This is a genomic window from Halorubrum sp. 48-1-W (assembly GCF_003287355.1).
Taxonomy (GTDB): Archaea; Halobacteriota; Halobacteria; order Halobacteriales; family Haloferacaceae; genus Halorubrum.
The window spans coordinates 1-15,906 of record NZ_QMIM01000034.1; the positions used below are offsets into that span (position 1 = coordinate 1).

Here is a 15,906-nt window from a genome sequence, read left to right on the forward strand (position 1 = left end):
ATCTCGTTCCTATCAAGTCGATCTCTCACGAAACAACTGTACTATTAGCACGCCGACTCTCACGGGTGATTCACTATCACAGAAAATAAATAAAGCGGACATCCGTTCGCTCCCGTGCCCGGTCATGCGACACGGTTACCACCCCTCTACTCCCGGCGCAACACGAGCGCGTCGCCGTCGGCGTACGCGTCGGGTCGGCGGTCCACGACGTCGAACCCGCACGCCTCGTAGAGCGCGAGCGCGGCGTCGTTGTCGGGGTGTGCCTGGAGGGTCACCGGTCCGTCCGCGTCGGCGACGACCGCCGCGAGGAGCCCCCGGGCACGGCCCTGCCGACGGAAGTCGGGGGCGACCACGAGCTCGGCGAGGTGACTGCCGGGCCGGGTCGGCGCGTCTACCGGGAGCGCGTAGCCGACGACGCGGTCCGCGCCGTGTCGGGACCGCCCGTCGTCGGGACCGGCCTCGGCGACGCTCACGAACCCCGTCCCGACCGCGATCCCGTATTCGAGTAAATCCGGGCTCGGCTGGCGGAGGTGCGTCTGGAGCGTTCGGACCCGGTCGGCGTCCGCGGGATCGATCGGTCGGACGCGCGGGTCCGAGACGACCTCGAGGTCGGTCATCGGATCACCCCACCGCGACGCCGACGGCGACCGCGAGGACCGCGCCGGAGAGGGTCGCGAGGAAGTTCACCGCCTGGTTGCCGATCCGCTCCCCTTCGATCAGCGCGCCAAGGACGCTATCGGCGGTCATCCCCCCGACGCCGGCGACGACCACGACCCCGCCGCCGAGGAGGGGGCCGCCGGCGACGACCGGATCGCCGATCGGCAACGGGACTACAGCGAGGAGGGCGACGAGCGCGGCCCCGGCGAGCCCGGCGACCTCACCCTGCCAGGTGACGGCCCCGTCGGTGCCGGGGTCGACGGGCCGGAGGGTCGTGATCAGTCGTGGAGAGTCGAAGAGGCCGCCGATCTCCGAAGAGAGCGTGTCCGCCATCGCGGTGGCGACCGCGCCGGCGAACGCGAGCCGGAAGACCGACTCGGGCACGCCGACGTGGGCGGTGGCGGCGTAGCCGACGAGCGCGACGAGTGCGACCGCGGAGTTGGCGAGGACGTTTCCCGTGCCGCGCGCGCCCTGGTTCTCCTGGGCGACGCCGCGGTCCGCCTTCTCCTCGAAGCGGTACTTCGAGGCGAGCCCGCCGACGGCGTAGAACGCCATCAGCGTGAGGAACCAGGCCACGCCGCCGAGCACGACGGTGAGGAGCGAGAGCAACACCCCGGTGAGCATCCCCGGAACCGAGGCCGCCCCGAGCGCGTACGAGGCGTAGCCGAGCGCGGCGGTGACGGCGAGCGCCACGGCGACGCCGAGGGCGGTCACGGTCGGGTCGAGCGCCGTGAACCCCCACGCGACCAGCGCGACGACGACGACCGTGATGTGGGCGTCGCGTGCGTACACGAGCGAGCGGACGAGCGCGGCAGTCAGGACGGCGAGGGCCCCGTGGAACGCGAACCCGGGGAGCCCGGCGACGACGGCGCCGGGGCCGACGTCGGAGGCGACCGCGACGGCGACCGCCTGTCCCGCCACCGCGGCGAGCCCGCCGACCGCGAGGTAGCCGGCGACGAGCCGGAACTCGTCGTCCGAGCGCGTTCGGACGAGTTCACGCCCGAACCGGCCGGCGCCGACCGCGAGCGCGGCCGCCGCGAACGCGCCCGCGGGGAGCGGCACGGGTGGGACGGTGGCGACGACCGCGAGCCCCGCGAGCGCGAGCGCGAACGCGCCGACGCCGAAGAGGCGCTCCTCCTCCCTGTCGCCCGGCAGCGCGAGGGTCTCGAACCACTCCCCGTCGCGGATCCCGAGGAGAAACACGCCGGCAGCGAGCAGGAAAGGGGCGGCCGCAGCGTAGCCGAGTGCCGGCGCGAACGCCGCGAGCGCGGCCACTGCGGCGAACACGCTCGCGCGTTTGACCCTCCGATACACACCCACGGGTACCCCCGACGACCACTTAACCCTCCCGACAACGGGTCAACGAAGCCGCTCGACTGACGGCCGGAAGCGACGATAAAAGGGAACGGAGGCCACGGCGACGAGGCAGGCTCGACGGCGCCCGTGACGGTAGCTGAACCAGTCCGTCGCGATTCAGTACCGGTACTCGTTGAATTGGACCGCGTGACCCTCGATGACCGGGACCGTCCGCTCGGGGTCGGCGTCGTCGTCCGCAGTCGTGTCGTGTGAGTCAACCGCTGTCATACTTCGGTAGTCGAAGCACTCCTATATAAACTATGCGGTAAGAACCTCCGGATCCGCACGCGGGGAGGGTGTCCGTCCCCGGACGTGAAAACGGCGGCAGGGACCGGTCCGGTCAGTCGAGCAGGCGTCCGAGGTCGGGGCGGTCAGTCGAGCAGGCGATCGATCTCGCCGAGGTGGTCGATGACGTGGTCGGGGTCGAGGTCGCTCTCGGCGAGGTCGCTCTCGTCGGTGACGCCCGACAGTACGAGGACGGTGGTCATCCCGGCGCGCGCGCCGAGCGCGATGTCGGTGTCGAGGCGGTCGCCGACGACGAGACACTCGTCCGGCGGGTACGGAAGCCGTTCACGGACCATCCCGATCGCGGGGTCGGAGGGCTTCCCGAGGACGACGTCGGGATCGCGCTCGGCGACCGCCGCGACCGCCCGGATCACCGCGCCGGAGCCGGGGACGTCGCGTTCCGCTGCGGGGATGACCACGTCGGGGTCCGTCCCGATGAACGGGATCCCGCGGTCGAGCGCCCACAGCGCCGAACACAGGTCGTCGTAGTCGAACGAGCGGTCGATCGAGGCGACGAACGCGTCCGCAGTGTCGACGTCATCCGTGGTCGAGAGGCCCGCGTCGGTGAACTGTTCGAAGAGGCCGGGCGCGCCCAGACAGAACAGGTCGTCGTCGGGGTGGTGTTCCCGGAGGTACGCCGTGGTCACGCTCCCGGCAGTGATCACGTCCGCGGCGGTGACGTCGTAGCCCGCCGTACCCAGCCGGTCGACGTACGCCGGCGGTGTCTTCGTCGGGTTGTTCGAGACGAACAGCGTCTCGACGCCGGCCTCGCGCAACCGGCGGTATCCCGACGGCGCGCCGGGGATCGGGTCGTCACCGCGCACCACCGTCCCGTCGACGTCGAGGACGGCACCGGAGAAGTCCATACCCTCCCTCGGGTCGCCGTCGTCGTATGGGTTGCGCTCGACGCGTCGCGAACGTTCCAATATCGGGACGGGTCGCATCTTCGGGATAACGGAAGGGTAAAGCGGCGGCGGTCCGAACCGACGGGTACTGTGACGACGACCCAGGTGACCCTCGTCCAGATCGACAACTACGGGCCGTGGACGGTGACGCCGGAACCCCGCCGGGAGATGGACCTCCAGAGCCTCCAGTCCCGACTCTTCGCCGACATCGCCGAGTTCCTCGGTCACCGCGACGGATACGCGTTCTTCACCCGGTTCGACAACATGATCGCGGTGACGAACGGGGTCGACGGCGACGCGCTCGCCACACTCCAGGAATCGATCGGCAACCGCTACCCGGTGACCGTCAGCCTCGGGACCGCCGTGAGCGACCGGCCGATCGACGCCCTCGAGGCGGCCAACGGCCGGCTTCAGACCGTCGGAAGCGCACAGGACGAGGGCCGGACCGAGGTGCTCGCCGGCGAGTACCTGACCGAGACGAGCCCCGGGGACGTCCAGATCGCCCACTTCGACGTGGTGAACGTGACCGGCAAGTACACCGACCGGCTCAACGAGTTCGACACGTTCATCGACATCGAGCGGGCGTACGCGTCCCTGATGCGGCACCTCCGGCGGGAACACGGCGCGCTCGCCTTCTTCGTCGGCGGCGACAACGTGATCGCCGTCTGCCCGGACATGCCCGAGTCCGCGTTCGCGGACGCGGTCGACCACGTCGTCGCCGACGTCGACGTGGAGCTCCAGGTCGGCGTCGGTCGCGGGGCCTCCGCCCACGAGGCGGGGTTCGCCGCCAAACACGCCTTGGAGGACTGCCGACACGCCGGGACCGCGGTCGAGCTGTTCGGCGCGCCGACCGCGAGCGATTGAGATGGGGGGCGACTGAGATGGGAGATCGGGACGGCGGTTCCGGTCCCGGTACTCCCCACTCGCACGGTCCCGATCACGACGACCACTCCCCCGACGACCACTCCCCCGACGACCACTCCCCCGACGACCACTCTCCCGACGACGGCAACGGAGGAGATCCGCACGTCGGGATCGTGGTCTACGGCGACCTCGATACCCGGTCCGGGGGGTTCCTCTACGACAGACGTCTCGCCGACCACCTCTTGGAGCGCGGCTGGGCGGTCGAGGTCGTCTCGCTCCCGGAACGGCCGTATCGCCGCTCGATCCTCACGAACCTCACACCCGGGCTCGTCCGTCGGCTGGAGCGCTTCGACGTCGTCGTCGAGGACGCCTACTGCGGCCCGTCGCTGTTCCTCGCGAACCGCCGGCTCGAGACGCCCGTGGTCGCGTTGGTCCACTACCTCCGGTCGGCAGTCGTCGGCGAGGGCGTCGACGGCCGGGTGGTCCGGACGATCGAGCGCAACTACCTCCGAACCGCGGACGCGTACGTGTTCAACAGCTGGCCGACGCGGGAGGCGGTCGCCGAGCTGTGCGGGGTCGACGGCGACGAACGGCCCGGCGGGGCGGGGGAGGAGGCGTCGCTTCCCGGCGTCGTCGCACCCCCCGCCGGGGACCGACTCGGGACGGCCCCCGCGCTCTCTGGCGACCGGCTGACCCGGAACCCGTTCCGGGTGGTCGCCGTCGGAAACGTCACCCCACGGAAGGGGATCTCGACCCTGATCCGGGGGCTGTCACGCCTCGAGGCGGGGATCGACTGGCGACTCCGGATCGTCGGCGACACCGCGGTCGCACCCGACCACGTCGCCTCGTTGCGGGCGCTCGCCGACCGTCTCGGCGTCGCGGACGGGGTCGCGTTCGCCGGTCGCGTCGACGACGACGCCCTCCGGGAGGAACTGCGCTCGGCGCACGTCCTCGCGGTGCCGTCCCGGTACGAGCCGTTCGGGATCGTCTACCTGGAAGGGATGGCGTTCGGGCTGCCGGCGATCGCCTCGGCGAACGGCGGGGCGAGCGACTTCGTGGGCGAGCACAACGGCGCGCTCGTCCCGCCGGGCGACGACGAGGCCGTTGCCGCCGCGATCGGGCCGCTGGCGCGCGACCGCGACCGCCTCCGCCGGGTGAGCGAGGCGGCACGCGACACCTTCCGGGCGCACCCGACCTGGGAGGAGACATGCGGCCGCGTCCGGCGATACCTCCGGCGGGTCGTCGAGGACGGGACGGGGTCGGAGTCGGTTCCGTCCGTCGGGTCTCTCGGATCTCACCGTTGATAATTCCCGTGTGAATTTTTTATGCCCATGTAGGGAACGACCGGATAGAATGTCAGAGGAGATAGTCTTCGTCTGCACGGCGGAGGGGTGTGACGCCGGACCGTGGGAGGGGGCTCACGACGCGATGGCCCACTGCGAGGAGAACCCCGACCACGGGTACACCGGCCGGCCGCGGTCGGCGGTCGACGACGTGATCCCCGCGACCGCGGTCGAGAAGCGCGACAACCGAAACCTCCAGCACAAGGGCCACCCGAAGGGCGCGCTGGCGAACGACGACTGAGACGCCACGACTCCCCTACTCCTCCTCGAACAGGCCGAGGTCGGCGGCGACGAGGTCGGCCAACCGGTCTTTGAGCCCCGGGTCGACCTCGGCCACCTCCTCGCCGTCGTGTGTTCCCTCGTTGTGCCGGGAGAGGGCGTCAGCCACGTCCGAGAGGGGGACCCGCGTCTCCGTCTCGCAGTCGGTACACACGATCGGGACGGTCGGCTCCTCGGAAGACATCGCTCGAAGGGTGGTCGGTGGTCGGTATATGCCTTCGGGGACACGGCGCACCTGACGGGAACGGGCCGAGTCGCCGACGACTCGAAAACGCCTAAGTCACGGCGACCCAAGTCCGTGTATGGTCGAGGCACCAGCGACGGAGGAAGGGTGGTTCGCGCTACACGAGTTCCGGTCGATCGACTGGGACGCGTGGCGGGACGCGCCCGACCGGAAGCGGGAGCGGGCCATCGAAGAGGGTCGATCGTACCTACAGCACCGCGAGGATCTCGCGACCGCCGACGCCGGCGAGTCCGCGCTCTTCTCCGTGCTCGGACACAAGGCGGACCTCTTGACGATCCACTTCCGTCCGACGCTCGACGAGCTGTCGGCGATCGAGCGGAGCTTCGAGAACACCGCCCTCGCCGAGTTCACGACCACGGAGTCGTCGTACGTCTCGGTCACGGAGGTGTCGGGATACGTCTCGGACGCCTACTTCGAGGGCGACGAGGACGAGGTCGACGAGGGGCTCCGCCGGTATATCGAGGGGAAGCTGAAACCGGAGATCCCGGACGACGAGTACGTCTCCTTCTACCCGATGAGCAAGCGCCGCGACGAGGAGTACAACTGGTACGACCTCTCCTTCGAGGAGCGCGCCGAGCTGATGTCCGGCCACGGCGACACCGGCAGGGAGTACGCCGGGCGGATCAAACAGGTGATCGCCTCCTCCGTCGGCTTCGACGACCACGAGTGGGGCGTGACCCTGTTCGGGTCGGACCCGACCGACATCAAGGACATCGTCTACGAGATGCGGTTCGACGAGGTTTCCTCGCGGTACGGCGAGTTCGGGCGGTTCTACGTCGGCCGCCGGTTCCCCCCGAGCGACATCGGCGCGTACCTCGCCGGCGAGACGGTCCCGACCGGCGATGCGAGCGGGCACCACGGCGAAAGCGGCGCGAGCGGGCACCACGGCGAAAGCGGCGCGAGCGGGCACCACAGCGGGGACGGCTCGGCACACGGCGGTCACTCACACGGAGCGGACGACGGCGGGGACGGTGACGGCCCCCACGGCGGCGATACCGGCTCCCACGACGCCGGAGCCCACGAGGACGACGACGGGATCCGCGGCGAACTCGCCGACCTGGGCGTCTACGCCGGCAAGCCCCACGGCGAGGACGTGTTCGCGACGGTGCTGTACAGCGAGGCCGACGTCGACGAGCTGTTCGGGGAGGTCGAGGGGCTCCGCGCCAACTTCGACCACTACGGCACCCACGTGAAGACCGCGGTCTACGAGGGGCGCTCCGTCGACCGCGCCGCCGTCGTCTCCCTCTGGGAGACCGGCTCCGCGGCCGAGACCGCCGCGGGGTTCCTCTCGGAGCTCCCGGGGGTCGTGGGTCGTGCCGGCGAGGAGTCCGGGTTCGGAACGATGGGGATGTTCTACACGGTCAAACCCGAACACCGCGAGGACTTCACCGACACCTTCGACGAGGTCGGCGAGGCGCTCGCCGGGATGGACGGCCACCTCGAGACGGATCTCATGGTGAACGTCGAGGACGACAACGACATGTTCATCGCCAGTCAGTGGCGCGCGAAGGACGACGCGATGGCCTTCTTCGGCTCGGACGACTTCCGCGAGACCGTCCAGTGGGGTCGCGAGGTCCTCGCCGATCGGCCGCGACACGTCTTTTTGGCGTAGCGGGCCGGCGTCGACGGCGACCGCCCCGTTTTAACTTCCGGGTCGGCGAACGATCGGCCATGTTCGACACGATCGTGGTCGCGACGGACGGCTCCGACAGCGTGGGTCGGGCGGTCGACGTCGCGGTCGACCTGGCCGCCCGCTTCGACGCGGCGGTTCACGCGCTGTACGTCCTCGACACCGGCGAGGTCGAGTCGTCGCCGGACGAGGTGCGATCGGACCTCCGCGACGCGCTCGACGACCACGGCGAGCGCGCGCTCGCGGCCGTCGTCGAGGCGGGCAAGGAGCGCGACGAACGGCTCGAGGTCACGACCGAAGTGCGCGAGGGACGGCCGGCTAAGGAGGTCATCGCGTACGCCGAGTCGATCGACGCCGACCTCGTCGTCACCGGGACGCGCGGGCGACACGGCGAGAACCGGTTCCTCATCGGCTCGGTCGCCGAGAACGTCGTCAGGATGTGCAAGGTGCCCGTGTTGACGGTCCGGCGACTCACGGACGAGGACCCGCGGCGCGTCACGTTCTGACCGGCTTCGTCGTCGGAGTCACCGGTACGCCTCGAACTCCTCGCCGAAAGCGAAGAAGTACCCCGTTCCGACGACGCCGATGACCGCCGCGATCGTGAAGGCGACCTCCGGGCTGACGAAGTCCCAGAGGTACCCCCCGATCGCCGCGCTGGGGATGACGATCGTGTTCCGGAGGAGGTAGTACGTCCCCGTGACGCGCCCGCCCGCGTCCCGCTCGGCGGGCCCGACGATGAGCGCCTTATGCGAGGGCAGTCCCGCGAACCGAAGCCCCGAGAACGCGAAGACGAACACCAATGCCCACTGGAGGGAGAACACCGGTTCGAGGACGTCGGGGCCCGCGATGAGGACGACCGGGAAGGTGCCGTACACGAGGAAGCCGACCGCGACGATCGGCTTGAGCCCGACGCGTTCCGCGAGCTTCGCGGCCGGCGCCATCGTCGCCAGCGCGACCAGCATCTCGACGCCGAGCAGGTAGCCGAAGAACGCCTCCGGGGAGAGGTCGACCGCGTAGGAGACCCCGCCCGCCCCGAGCGTCGCGTCGAACCCGACCTCGTAGAACTGGGTGATCACCAGCACGAAGAACACGTACACCATCCCGTTCGCGAACCGGACGAGCGTGTCCCCGATCAGGAGCGGCCACAGCGTGTCGGGCATCTCCCGGAGGTCCGTTCGGATCCGGGCGATCCCCTCGAAGCTGTCGCCGAAGCTGTCCTCGCTCGCGTCGTAGAGGACGTGCTGAACGACCGTGCCGACGGCCCCGAAGACGACCGCGACGGCGAGCACGTATCGGAAACTCATCGTGAACGCCGGGTGGAGCCCGATGAGGACGGCCGCGAGGACGGGACCGACGAGGAACGCGGTCCGGCGGAACGTCTCGGTGCTGGCGAAGCCGGCCGCCAACTTGGAGGGGTCGGTCGCCTGCTTGACGACCGCGAACGTCGCCCCCAGCCCGAACGACTTCCACGCCTGCGCGAGGAACAGGCCGACGAAGATCCACGCCCACGGCGGGACCGCGACACCGCCGACCGCGACCGTCCCGATCGAGGGCGCGACGAGCCAGACGGCGAACCCGAGCGTCGAGAGCAGGCCGAACAGCGTGAGCGCGTATCGGGACCCGATGCGGTCGGAGACGGCGCCGCCGGGGTACGGGTACACCGCGGAGATGAGGTTGCCCGCGGTCCCGTACAGGCCGACGACGAACCCGGAGGCGCCGAGCGCGGCCATGTACTCCGGGAGGTAGCGGCTCGTCATCTGGAAGCCGAGGCTGAACGCGAACATCGCCAGCGACAAAACGAGCACGTCGCGCTCCAGCGCGAAGAATCGCCGGAACGCGTCGAGCGCCCCTGACGAGCCCGTGTCGTCCGCGGATCGATCCTGGCTCATGGTGGATCGGGTTTCCCCGCCTCGCGTGGGGAACGGTCGCACCGCAACATAGTTCCTCCGAGCTTCAGAACACCCTGTTCCGGAGGTCGTCGCCGGTGTCCAGCCGCTCTAAGTTCGTCGCGAGGATGTCGGCGACGCGGTCGAAGTACTCGGGGGTGTGGCCGGCGTTGTGCGGCGTGATCGTGACGTTCGAGAGCCCCCAAAGCGGGTGCTCTTCGGGGAGCGGCTCGGGGTCGGTCACGTCGAGTGCGGCCCCGCGGATCCGGTTGTTGCGGAGCGCGGAGACGAGCGCGTCGGTGTCGACGACGGGCCCGCGCGCGATGTTCACGAGGACGGCGTCCGACCGCATCGTGCGGAACACGTCGGCGTCGATCAGGCCTTCCGTCGCGTCCGAGAGCGGGCAGGCGAGCACGACGTACTCGGCGTCGGTGACGGCCTCGTGGATCCGGTCGAAGCCGACGACCTCGTCGGTCGGGCCGCCCTTCTCGGGCGTGTAGCGGACGCCGACCGTCTCGACGTCGAACGCGGAGAGACGGTCGACGACCGTCTCGCCGATGGCGCCGAGGCCGACGACGGCGACGCGGGAGCCGTACACCTCGGTCGTCGGATACGTGTGCCACTCGCGACGCGCCTGTTGGCGCCGGGCGCGATGGAACTCGCGGGCGTGGCCGATCATCGCGCCGACGACGTACTCAGCGATGTTCGGGCCGTGGACGCCGGAGGCGTTCGTCACCGCGACGCCGCGGTCCTCGAACGCCTCGCGGGGGAGATGGCCGGTTCCGGCGAAGACGCAGGCGAACAGTTCCAGGTTCTCGGCGACGTCGAGGTCGCCCTCGTCGAGCGCGAAGCCGGTCGCGACGCGGGCGGTCCGCAGGTACTCCCGCTCCTCGGCGGGCGTCCGCGCGAGCGCGACGTCCCTTTCGGGGAGCCGTTCGGAGAGCACCTCGGCGTACTCGCTTCCCTCGATACCGTGGATCTTCTGTCGGAGGACGACGACGTCGGGTTCGGTCATATCGGGAGAACGCCCAGGGGGACCAAAAGGGTCTGTACAGCGGCCTCGACTACCGGGACCGGCCGGCAGCCGAACGGACTCTCCGCCCTCGTCCAAAGAAACTTTCTGAAATATATAGTTTAATTATCCTCAATACTATAGGAAGGTATATGCTATCCGGCGCACATTGTGTGTTGGTACCATGCCTAGCCCAAACTTCCCGGCAGAGCTCGCATCGATCCCGTACGAGGAGGTCATTGGGACGCCGTTGCGTGCCGCCGTCGAGGCGAACGCGAGCGCGTCGATGACGGCGGCGGAGTTCATCCGGGAGGTCGGGTTCACCGAACCGGTCGTCGGCGAGGCGGAGCCGGTGACGGTGGACTTCGCCTACGAGCGCAGGGAGGTCGACCCGGAAACCGGCAGCGAGCGGATCGAGAGCCACACGATGACCGTGCCGTTGCTCCTTTTGATCCACGTGCCGTACTTCGAAGTGGAGACCGTCTCGATCGATTTCAACGTGAAGTTGAACTCGGTGGAGGCGTTCTCGCGCTCGACCGAGTTCGAGTTCGGCGTCGACAACGAGACCGAAGGCGGGTTCGACCTCGGGTTCATCGACGGCAAAACGAAGACGTCGGTCAACATGAGCTACCAGTCGTCGACCCGCCGGGGTCACGAGGTCGAGCGAACCTACGACCAGCGCGTCCACGTCGAGGCCGGGTCGATCGACCCGCCGGAGGGCGTCTCCAAGCTGTTCAGCGCGCTGGAGACGACGATCACCGACGTGACGGGCGACGGCGACGACGCCGGCGAAGAGGAGTGACCCGGCGTGAGCCCGACCGACACGCTCGCTGACCTCCCGCTTTCGACGCTGTTCTCCGCGCCGCTGATCGCGGCGATCGACGCCAGCGCGCAGGCCCAGTCGGAGACGGTCGACCTCCTCCGAGAAGTCGGGTTCGAACCGGACGGCACCCCGGCAACCGTGTCGTTCGAGTACGCGACGACGGACGTCGATCCCACAACGGGAGAACAGCGGCAGCGCCCGAAAACGCTCGACGTCCCGCTGTTGTTGTTCCTCTCGTTGCCGGAGCTCGTCGTTCACGAGGTCGAACAGACGTTCTCCGCGCGGATCGTGGACATCGAGGACGTCGAACGGGAGGGCGACGGCGACGACGCGGGAGACCACACGAAGTCCCCGTCGCTCCGCCCGCGCCGGCTCTACGTCGCGCCCGCCGGTCGGTCGGAGACGTTCGCGCGGCGGACGAAGACGACGTTCGACCTCGACATCACCATGCGCGCCGAGGTGGAGAACCGCTCGACCGGGACCGACCTGCTCGAGCGGTCGCTGATGACGACCGTCACGGACGGCGACTCGGACGATCGGCGGGCGGGGGCGCCGACGGAACAGATGGAGACCGACCGGACGGAAGCCGACCTGACGGAAGCCGACCGGACAGAAGCCGACCGGACGAAAGCCGACCGACCGAGAACGAAGGAAGCGGAGATCCGGAAAGCGGCGGATGCCGAGAGGGAGCCGACCCGCCGGGAGACCGAAGACGAGCGATCGGCGACCGAGGAGGCGGACGGATGACCGAACTCAGACACTTCCTCACGTCGCTCTTCGACGCCGTCTCGGAGGCGGAGACGCAAGCGCTTCTCAACGGTCGGACGCGGCTCGAACGGATGGTCGAATCGGGACGGTTCCCCGACGACGTGAGCCTGCCCGTCTACCATGCGAACGAGCTCACGGTGTCGCTCGACGTCGGACTCGAGGCCAAACACACGAAGACCGGGATCGAGCTGTTCGTCACGGAGCCCGGCGAGGGCGACGAGACGGCCCTCGAGTTCGACCTCGAAGTGTACGACTTCCTGGAGGCGACGGACCTCCACGAGGGCGGTGACCGACGGAAACCGCCACACGAGGCGGTCGACGTCCACGTCCCGCTGCGGGACCCGCCAGCCGGAGTCGATCCGGGCGTCTCCGTGAACGATCCCGAAGAGCCCATGGACCCGAAGGAGGCTCACGATCGGGAACGCGAGGGACGGGCGGAGGGCGGAGACGATCGGTCGGAGACGGGAGGCGAGGAGACGAGGGACCATGGGACCGAAAACGAGGAGACCGGAAACGATGAGACCGAAAACGAGGAGACCGGGCGGAGCGGGGAGGAGAGCGGAGACGAACGGCGGACCCCCGAGCGGGGCCGCTCGAAACGACGGTTCGTCGGCGTCGACCTCCCGGAGGGCTGGCCCCTCCGGCGGACGGGCGGGACCACCGAGGACGACGAGGCGGGGAGGAAACGATGAGTGACGACACCGTCCGGGAGTACTTCGGGCCGCTGACGGCGAGCCAACGCGAGTCGTTGCGCGCGCGAATGGAACGATACCGCGACGGACTGGAGGGGAACGGCTACGAACTCGCCTTCGCGGAGGGGGTCGGCGGGCTCTTCGCCGGCGTCCTCGTCATCGACGACGAACGCGGACGGGCCGGGTTCCTCGAGGCGAACGGCTCGGTCACCTGGCTCGACGGGTCGACCGGCGGGCTCGGGGCGCTCGGGTCGGCGATCGCACAGAACCACACCGACGCGCTCGACTCGGCGATCGACGTCCCGGACGGCGTCGACATCGAGTGAAGTACCTCGGGGTCAAGCCCCGAGGCACTCGCTTTGATTATCTGTAGATCCGCGGGAACGCGGCGACGGACCGCTCACTCCGAGGCAACGTCGAACGCGCGCTGGAGGTCCGCTTTCATGTCGTCGACGTGTTCGATGCCGACGGAGACGCGGATCAGGCCGTCGGTGAGGCCGGCGGCGAGCCGCTCCTCGCGCGGGATGGCGGCGTGGGTCATCGCGGCCGGCTGCTCGATGAGGCTCTCGACGCCACCGAGCGACTCCGCGAGCGCGAACACCTCGGTCTCCTCGACGACGGTCGAGGCCTGCTCCAGGGTGCCGTCGAACTCGAAGGAGAGCATCCCGCCGAAGTCGTCCATCTGTTCCGCGGCGAGGTCGTGGTGCGGGTGCGACGCTAAGCCGGGGTAGTAGACGCGGCTCACGTCGTCGTGTGCGTCCAGCCACTCCGCGAGCGCCGCCGCGTTCTCGCAGTGGCGGTCCATGCGCACCGGGAGCGTCTTCGTGCCCCGGAGCACGAGGAACGCGTCGAACGGGCCGGGGGTCGCGCCAACCGAGTTCTGATAGAAGCCGATCTCCTCGTCGAGGTCGGCGTCGTCGACGATCAGCGCGCCGCCGATGGTGTCGGAGTGGCCACCGAGGTACTTCGTGAGCGACTGACAGACAACGTCCGCGCCGTGTTCGAGCGGCCGCTGGAGGTACGGCGTCGCGAACGTGTTGTCGACCGCACACAGCGCGTCGCCCTCGTGGGCGATGTCCGCGAGCGCGCCGATGTCGTTCACGTTCATCAGCGGGTTCGTGGGCGTCTCGACCCAGACGAGTTCGGTGTTCGGTCGCATCGCCTCGCGGACCGCGTCGTGGTCGGTGGTGTCGACGAAGGTGGTCTCGAGGTCGTACTTGTCGTACACCTGCGTGAGGATCCGGTGGGTGCCACCGTAGACGTCGTCGCCGGCGACGACGTGGTCGCCCGCGGACAGCAGGTTGAGGACGGTGTTTATCGCGCCCATGCCGGAGGAGAAACAGCGGGCGTGGCTGCCCGACTCCAGCGCCGCGAGGTTCTCCTCGAGGTCGGTGCGCGTGGGGTTCCCGGTCCGGGAGTACTCGTACCCCCGGTGCTCGCCGGGGGCGTCCTGCTCGTACGTCGAGTTGGCGTGGATGGGCGTCATCAACGCGCCCGTCTCCGGGTCCGGCTCCTGGCCGGCGTGGATCGCCCGCGTCTCGAACCGGAAGTCGTCGGGTTCGGAGCCGCTCTCCTCGTCCGCCTGGTCGTGGTCACTCATGTACGGGCCGTCGGCGGCCGGGGTCGTCACTCTTGTCCTTCCGGTCGGTGACGGTGGCGAAGCCGGCTGCTTCGAAGTCGATTCCGCGAGAAGTGCTCGGTCAGGGATTTGAACCCTGGTCGTCGGCTGACTTCCGAACCGGCACGGCGAGGTGCCGCGTTCGTCGAAAGGCCAACATGATTGGCCGGACTACACCAACCGAGCGCGTTCGCCCGTTACGACGGGGCCGATTTAACTCTTCTCAACTCCGCTCGCCGGGCCACGTCTTCACATGGGGTCGGACGACGGGGACGGTCGCGGGCGGACGACGGGGACGGTCGCAGGCGGACGACGGGGACGGTCACGAACCGTGAACGAGGCTATATATTCCAGTAGTACCCTATGTATTCGATCGGATCCCGTCCCGAGTACCCGTCGATCGTTCCGCTAGCGAAACACACCGGGCCATAGGATGGTTCTCGATACAGTGGATATCTATATATTTTAGCACAGACTTAAGTCGGATCGACGACGACCCGATCACATGGAAACGCGGAAGGTGCAAGTCACCGGCGGCTCGACGTACACGGTCTCGATCCCGAAGTCCTGGGCGACCGAGAACGACGTCGGGGCGGGAAGCGAGGTCGAGTTCTACCCCGACGGCGACTCGCTCTTCCTCACGCCGCGCTCGGAGGAGGAGCGCACTCGGGGCACCCTGGAGATCACCGACCTGACCGGGCAAGACCTCACCCGCGCGGTGACGACGATGTACGTCAGCGGGTTCGACGTGATCGAACTGACCGGCGGCGACATCACCACGGAACAGCGCTCGACGGTCCGGGAGGCTGTTCAGAGCCTCGTCGGCCTCGAGGTACTGGAAGAGACGCAGGACCGCGTCGTGATCCGGGACCTGCTGGACTCCTCCGAGCTGTCCATCCACAACGCCGTCACCCGGATGCGACTGATCTCGCTTTCGATGCTGGAGGACGCGATCACGGCGCTCTCGGAGCTCGATCACGACCTCGCACGCGACGTCATCGGCCGCGACGACGACCTCGACCGGCTGTGGCTCGTCGTCTCGCGAATCTTCCGTGCCACGCTCCGGACGCCGAAGGCCGCGGAGGAGCTCGGGCTCCCCCGCGAGGAGTGTTTCGACTACCACTCGAGCGCCCGCCAACTGGAGCGGGTCGGCGACCACGCCACCAAGATCGCCCACCTGACGCTGAAAATCGAGGAGCCGCTTCCCGAGGACGTCATCGGTGCCGTCGACGACCTCCACGACGACGCCGTCGAGGTGGTCGACACGGCGATGGACGCGCTCTTCGCCGAGGACAACGACGAGGCCACCCGGCTGGCGAACGAGGCGCGTACCGGCGTACGGGCCATCGACGAGCGCGTGCGGGCCATCGACGAACTGCTCCGCGGGCTGGACCCGACGCGCGCACAGCTTTTGGGTCTCGTGGTCGACTCCGTCCTCCGGTCGGCCGATTACGGGGGGAACGTCGCCGAGACCGCCCTCCAGAAGGCCGCGCCGACGCCGTAAGTCTCGGACGGCACGGCTCGCCCGCGACCCGAAGGCGCGA

The 15,906-nt window shown here is 69.1% G+C and carries 17 protein-coding genes and 1 tRNA gene; 10 read left to right on the forward strand and 8 right to left on the reverse strand.

What is annotated here, in order from left to right:
- Positions 1–146: 146 nt before the first annotated feature.
- The 3 genes from DQW50_RS14490 to DQW50_RS14500 form a co-directional block, all read right to left on the reverse strand.
- Positions 147–617 carry an N-acetyltransferase gene (locus DQW50_RS14490; protein WP_112079982.1) on the reverse strand — a complete coding sequence of 157 codons (471 nt, stop codon included), beginning with the start codon at positions 615–617 and terminating at the stop codon, positions 147–149.
- Between the two features lie 4 nt (positions 618–621).
- The gene (locus DQW50_RS14495) at positions 622–1,971 is read right to left on the reverse strand and encodes a DUF92 domain-containing protein (RefSeq protein ID WP_198664691.1); all 1,350 of its coding nucleotides are present in this window, start codon (positions 1,969–1,971) and stop codon (positions 622–624) included.
- 413 nt (positions 1,972–2,384) lie between these two features.
- Positions 2,385–3,164, reverse strand: coding sequence for an HAD-IIA family hydrolase (locus DQW50_RS14500; RefSeq protein ID WP_112080025.1), 780 nt, complete (start codon positions 3,162–3,164; stop codon positions 2,385–2,387).
- A 129-nt stretch (positions 3,165–3,293) separates the two neighbouring features.
- Between DQW50_RS14500 and DQW50_RS14505 the strand changes: the two genes are divergently transcribed.
- Genes DQW50_RS14505 through DQW50_RS14515 form a run of 3 tightly spaced genes read left to right on the forward strand, consistent with a single transcriptional unit; the run spans position 3,294 to position 5,651 of the window.
- Complete coding sequence (locus tag DQW50_RS14505) at positions 3,294–4,067, forward strand: GTP cyclohydrolase III (protein WP_112079983.1); 774 nt, start codon at positions 3,294–3,296, stop codon at positions 4,065–4,067.
- A gap of 17 nt (positions 4,068–4,084) precedes the next feature.
- A complete protein-coding gene (locus tag DQW50_RS14510; RefSeq protein WP_112079984.1) occupies positions 4,085–5,371 on the forward strand; it encodes a glycosyltransferase family 4 protein in 1,287 nt (428 codons plus the stop codon).
- A gap of 49 nt (positions 5,372–5,420) precedes the next feature.
- Positions 5,421–5,651 carry a hypothetical protein gene (locus DQW50_RS14515; protein WP_112079985.1) on the forward strand — a complete coding sequence of 77 codons (231 nt, stop codon included), beginning with the start codon at positions 5,421–5,423 and terminating at the stop codon, positions 5,649–5,651.
- 15 nt (positions 5,652–5,666) lie between these two features.
- Here DQW50_RS14515 and DQW50_RS14520 read toward each other — a convergent pair whose 3' ends face one another.
- Positions 5,667–5,873 carry a hypothetical protein gene (locus DQW50_RS14520; RefSeq protein WP_112079986.1) on the reverse strand — a complete coding sequence of 69 codons (207 nt, stop codon included), beginning with the start codon at positions 5,871–5,873 and terminating at the stop codon, positions 5,667–5,669.
- A 118-nt stretch (positions 5,874–5,991) separates the two neighbouring features.
- Between DQW50_RS14520 and DQW50_RS14525 the strand changes: the two genes are divergently transcribed.
- Together DQW50_RS14525 and DQW50_RS14530 are read left to right on the forward strand one after the other, a co-directional pair.
- A complete protein-coding gene (locus DQW50_RS14525; RefSeq protein WP_112079987.1) occupies positions 5,992–7,545 on the forward strand; it encodes a heme-binding protein in 1,554 nt (517 codons plus the stop codon).
- A 59-nt stretch (positions 7,546–7,604) separates the two neighbouring features.
- A complete protein-coding gene (locus DQW50_RS14530) occupies positions 7,605–8,069 on the forward strand; it encodes a universal stress protein (RefSeq protein ID WP_112079988.1) in 465 nt (154 codons plus the stop codon).
- Positions 8,070–8,087: 18 nt separating this feature from the next.
- Here the strand turns inward: DQW50_RS14530 and DQW50_RS14535 are convergent, their stop codons facing one another.
- Positions 8,088–9,452, reverse strand: a complete 1,365-nt coding sequence (locus DQW50_RS14535; RefSeq protein ID WP_112079989.1) for an MFS transporter — start codon at positions 9,450–9,452, stop codon at positions 8,088–8,090.
- Between the two features lie 64 nt (positions 9,453–9,516).
- Complete coding sequence (locus DQW50_RS14540) at positions 9,517–10,464, reverse strand: D-2-hydroxyacid dehydrogenase (RefSeq protein ID WP_112079990.1); 948 nt, start codon at positions 10,462–10,464, stop codon at positions 9,517–9,519.
- 181 nt (positions 10,465–10,645) lie between these two features.
- Here DQW50_RS14540 and DQW50_RS14545 point away from each other — a divergent pair, with 181 nt between their 5' ends.
- From DQW50_RS14545 to DQW50_RS14560, 4 genes are read left to right on the forward strand one after another with little or no spacing between them, the layout of a single operon-like run.
- Positions 10,646–11,263, forward strand: coding sequence for a DUF2589 domain-containing protein (locus tag DQW50_RS14545; protein WP_112079991.1), 618 nt, complete (start codon positions 10,646–10,648; stop codon positions 11,261–11,263).
- Positions 11,264–11,269: 6 nt separating this feature from the next.
- Complete coding sequence (locus DQW50_RS14550; protein WP_112079992.1) at positions 11,270–12,031, forward strand: DUF2589 domain-containing protein; 762 nt, start codon at positions 11,270–11,272, stop codon at positions 12,029–12,031.
- The gene (locus DQW50_RS14555) at positions 12,028–12,744 is read left to right on the forward strand and encodes a hypothetical protein (protein WP_112079993.1); all 717 of its coding nucleotides are present in this window, start codon (positions 12,028–12,030) and stop codon (positions 12,742–12,744) included. Before DQW50_RS14550 ends, DQW50_RS14555 begins: the two co-directional genes overlap by 4 nt.
- On the forward strand, positions 12,741–13,070 hold the full coding sequence (locus tag DQW50_RS14560; protein ID WP_112079994.1) for a hypothetical protein: 330 nt from the start codon (positions 12,741–12,743) through the stop codon (positions 13,068–13,070). The genes DQW50_RS14555 and DQW50_RS14560 overlap by 4 nt, the downstream gene beginning before the upstream one ends.
- A 74-nt stretch (positions 13,071–13,144) precedes the next feature.
- On the opposite strand, the gene DQW50_RS14565 is transcribed toward DQW50_RS14560, so the two are convergent.
- Both DQW50_RS14565 and DQW50_RS14570 read right to left on the reverse strand, forming a co-directional pair.
- Positions 13,145–14,344: a cystathionine gamma-synthase gene (locus tag DQW50_RS14565; protein WP_112080026.1), complete on the reverse strand. Its 1,200-nt coding sequence runs from the start codon at positions 14,342–14,344 to the stop codon at positions 13,145–13,147.
- Positions 14,345–14,437: 93 nt separating this feature from the next.
- Positions 14,438–14,548, reverse strand: a tRNA-Glu gene (locus DQW50_RS14570).
- Positions 14,549–14,867: 319 nt separating this feature from the next.
- Here DQW50_RS14570 and DQW50_RS14575 point away from each other — a divergent pair.
- On the forward strand, positions 14,868–15,866 hold the full coding sequence (locus DQW50_RS14575; protein WP_112079995.1) for a phosphate uptake regulator PhoU: 999 nt from the start codon (positions 14,868–14,870) through the stop codon (positions 15,864–15,866).
- Positions 15,867–15,906 lie beyond the last annotated feature (40 nt).

Excerpts from the sequence above, each read along its gene's own strand:
- DQW50_RS14510 (WP_112079984.1), top strand. The coding sequence starts at position 4,085 with ATGGGAGATCGGGACGGCGGTTCCGGTCCCGGTACTCCCCACTCGCAC.
- DQW50_RS14515 (WP_112079985.1), top strand. The coding sequence starts at position 5,421 with ATGTCAGAGGAGATAGTCTTCGTCTGCACGGCGGAGGGGTGTGACGCC.
- DQW50_RS14490 (WP_112079982.1), bottom strand. The coding sequence starts at position 617 with ATGACCGACCTCGAGGTCGTCTCGGACCCGCGCGTCCGACCGATCGAT.
- DQW50_RS14530 (WP_112079988.1), top strand. The coding sequence starts at position 7,605 with ATGTTCGACACGATCGTGGTCGCGACGGACGGCTCCGACAGCGTGGGT.
- DQW50_RS14520 (WP_112079986.1), bottom strand. The coding sequence starts at position 5,873 with ATGTCTTCCGAGGAGCCGACCGTCCCGATCGTGTGTACCGACTGCGAG.
- DQW50_RS14565 (WP_112080026.1), bottom strand. The coding sequence starts at position 14,344 with ATGAGTGACCACGACCAGGCGGACGAGGAGAGCGGCTCCGAACCCGAC.
- DQW50_RS14555 (WP_112079993.1), top strand. The coding sequence starts at position 12,028 with ATGACCGAACTCAGACACTTCCTCACGTCGCTCTTCGACGCCGTCTCG.
- DQW50_RS14500 (WP_112080025.1), bottom strand. The coding sequence starts at position 3,164 with ATGGACTTCTCCGGTGCCGTCCTCGACGTCGACGGGACGGTGGTGCGC.
- DQW50_RS14525 (WP_112079987.1), top strand. The coding sequence starts at position 5,992 with ATGGTCGAGGCACCAGCGACGGAGGAAGGGTGGTTCGCGCTACACGAG.
- DQW50_RS14535 (WP_112079989.1), bottom strand. The coding sequence starts at position 9,452 with ATGAGCCAGGATCGATCCGCGGACGACACGGGCTCGTCAGGGGCGCTC.
- DQW50_RS14575 (WP_112079995.1), top strand. The coding sequence starts at position 14,868 with ATGGAAACGCGGAAGGTGCAAGTCACCGGCGGCTCGACGTACACGGTC.
- DQW50_RS14560 (WP_112079994.1), top strand. The coding sequence starts at position 12,741 with ATGAGTGACGACACCGTCCGGGAGTACTTCGGGCCGCTGACGGCGAGC.
- DQW50_RS14540 (WP_112079990.1), bottom strand. The coding sequence starts at position 10,464 with ATGACCGAACCCGACGTCGTCGTCCTCCGACAGAAGATCCACGGTATC.
- DQW50_RS14545 (WP_112079991.1), top strand. The coding sequence starts at position 10,646 with ATGCCTAGCCCAAACTTCCCGGCAGAGCTCGCATCGATCCCGTACGAG.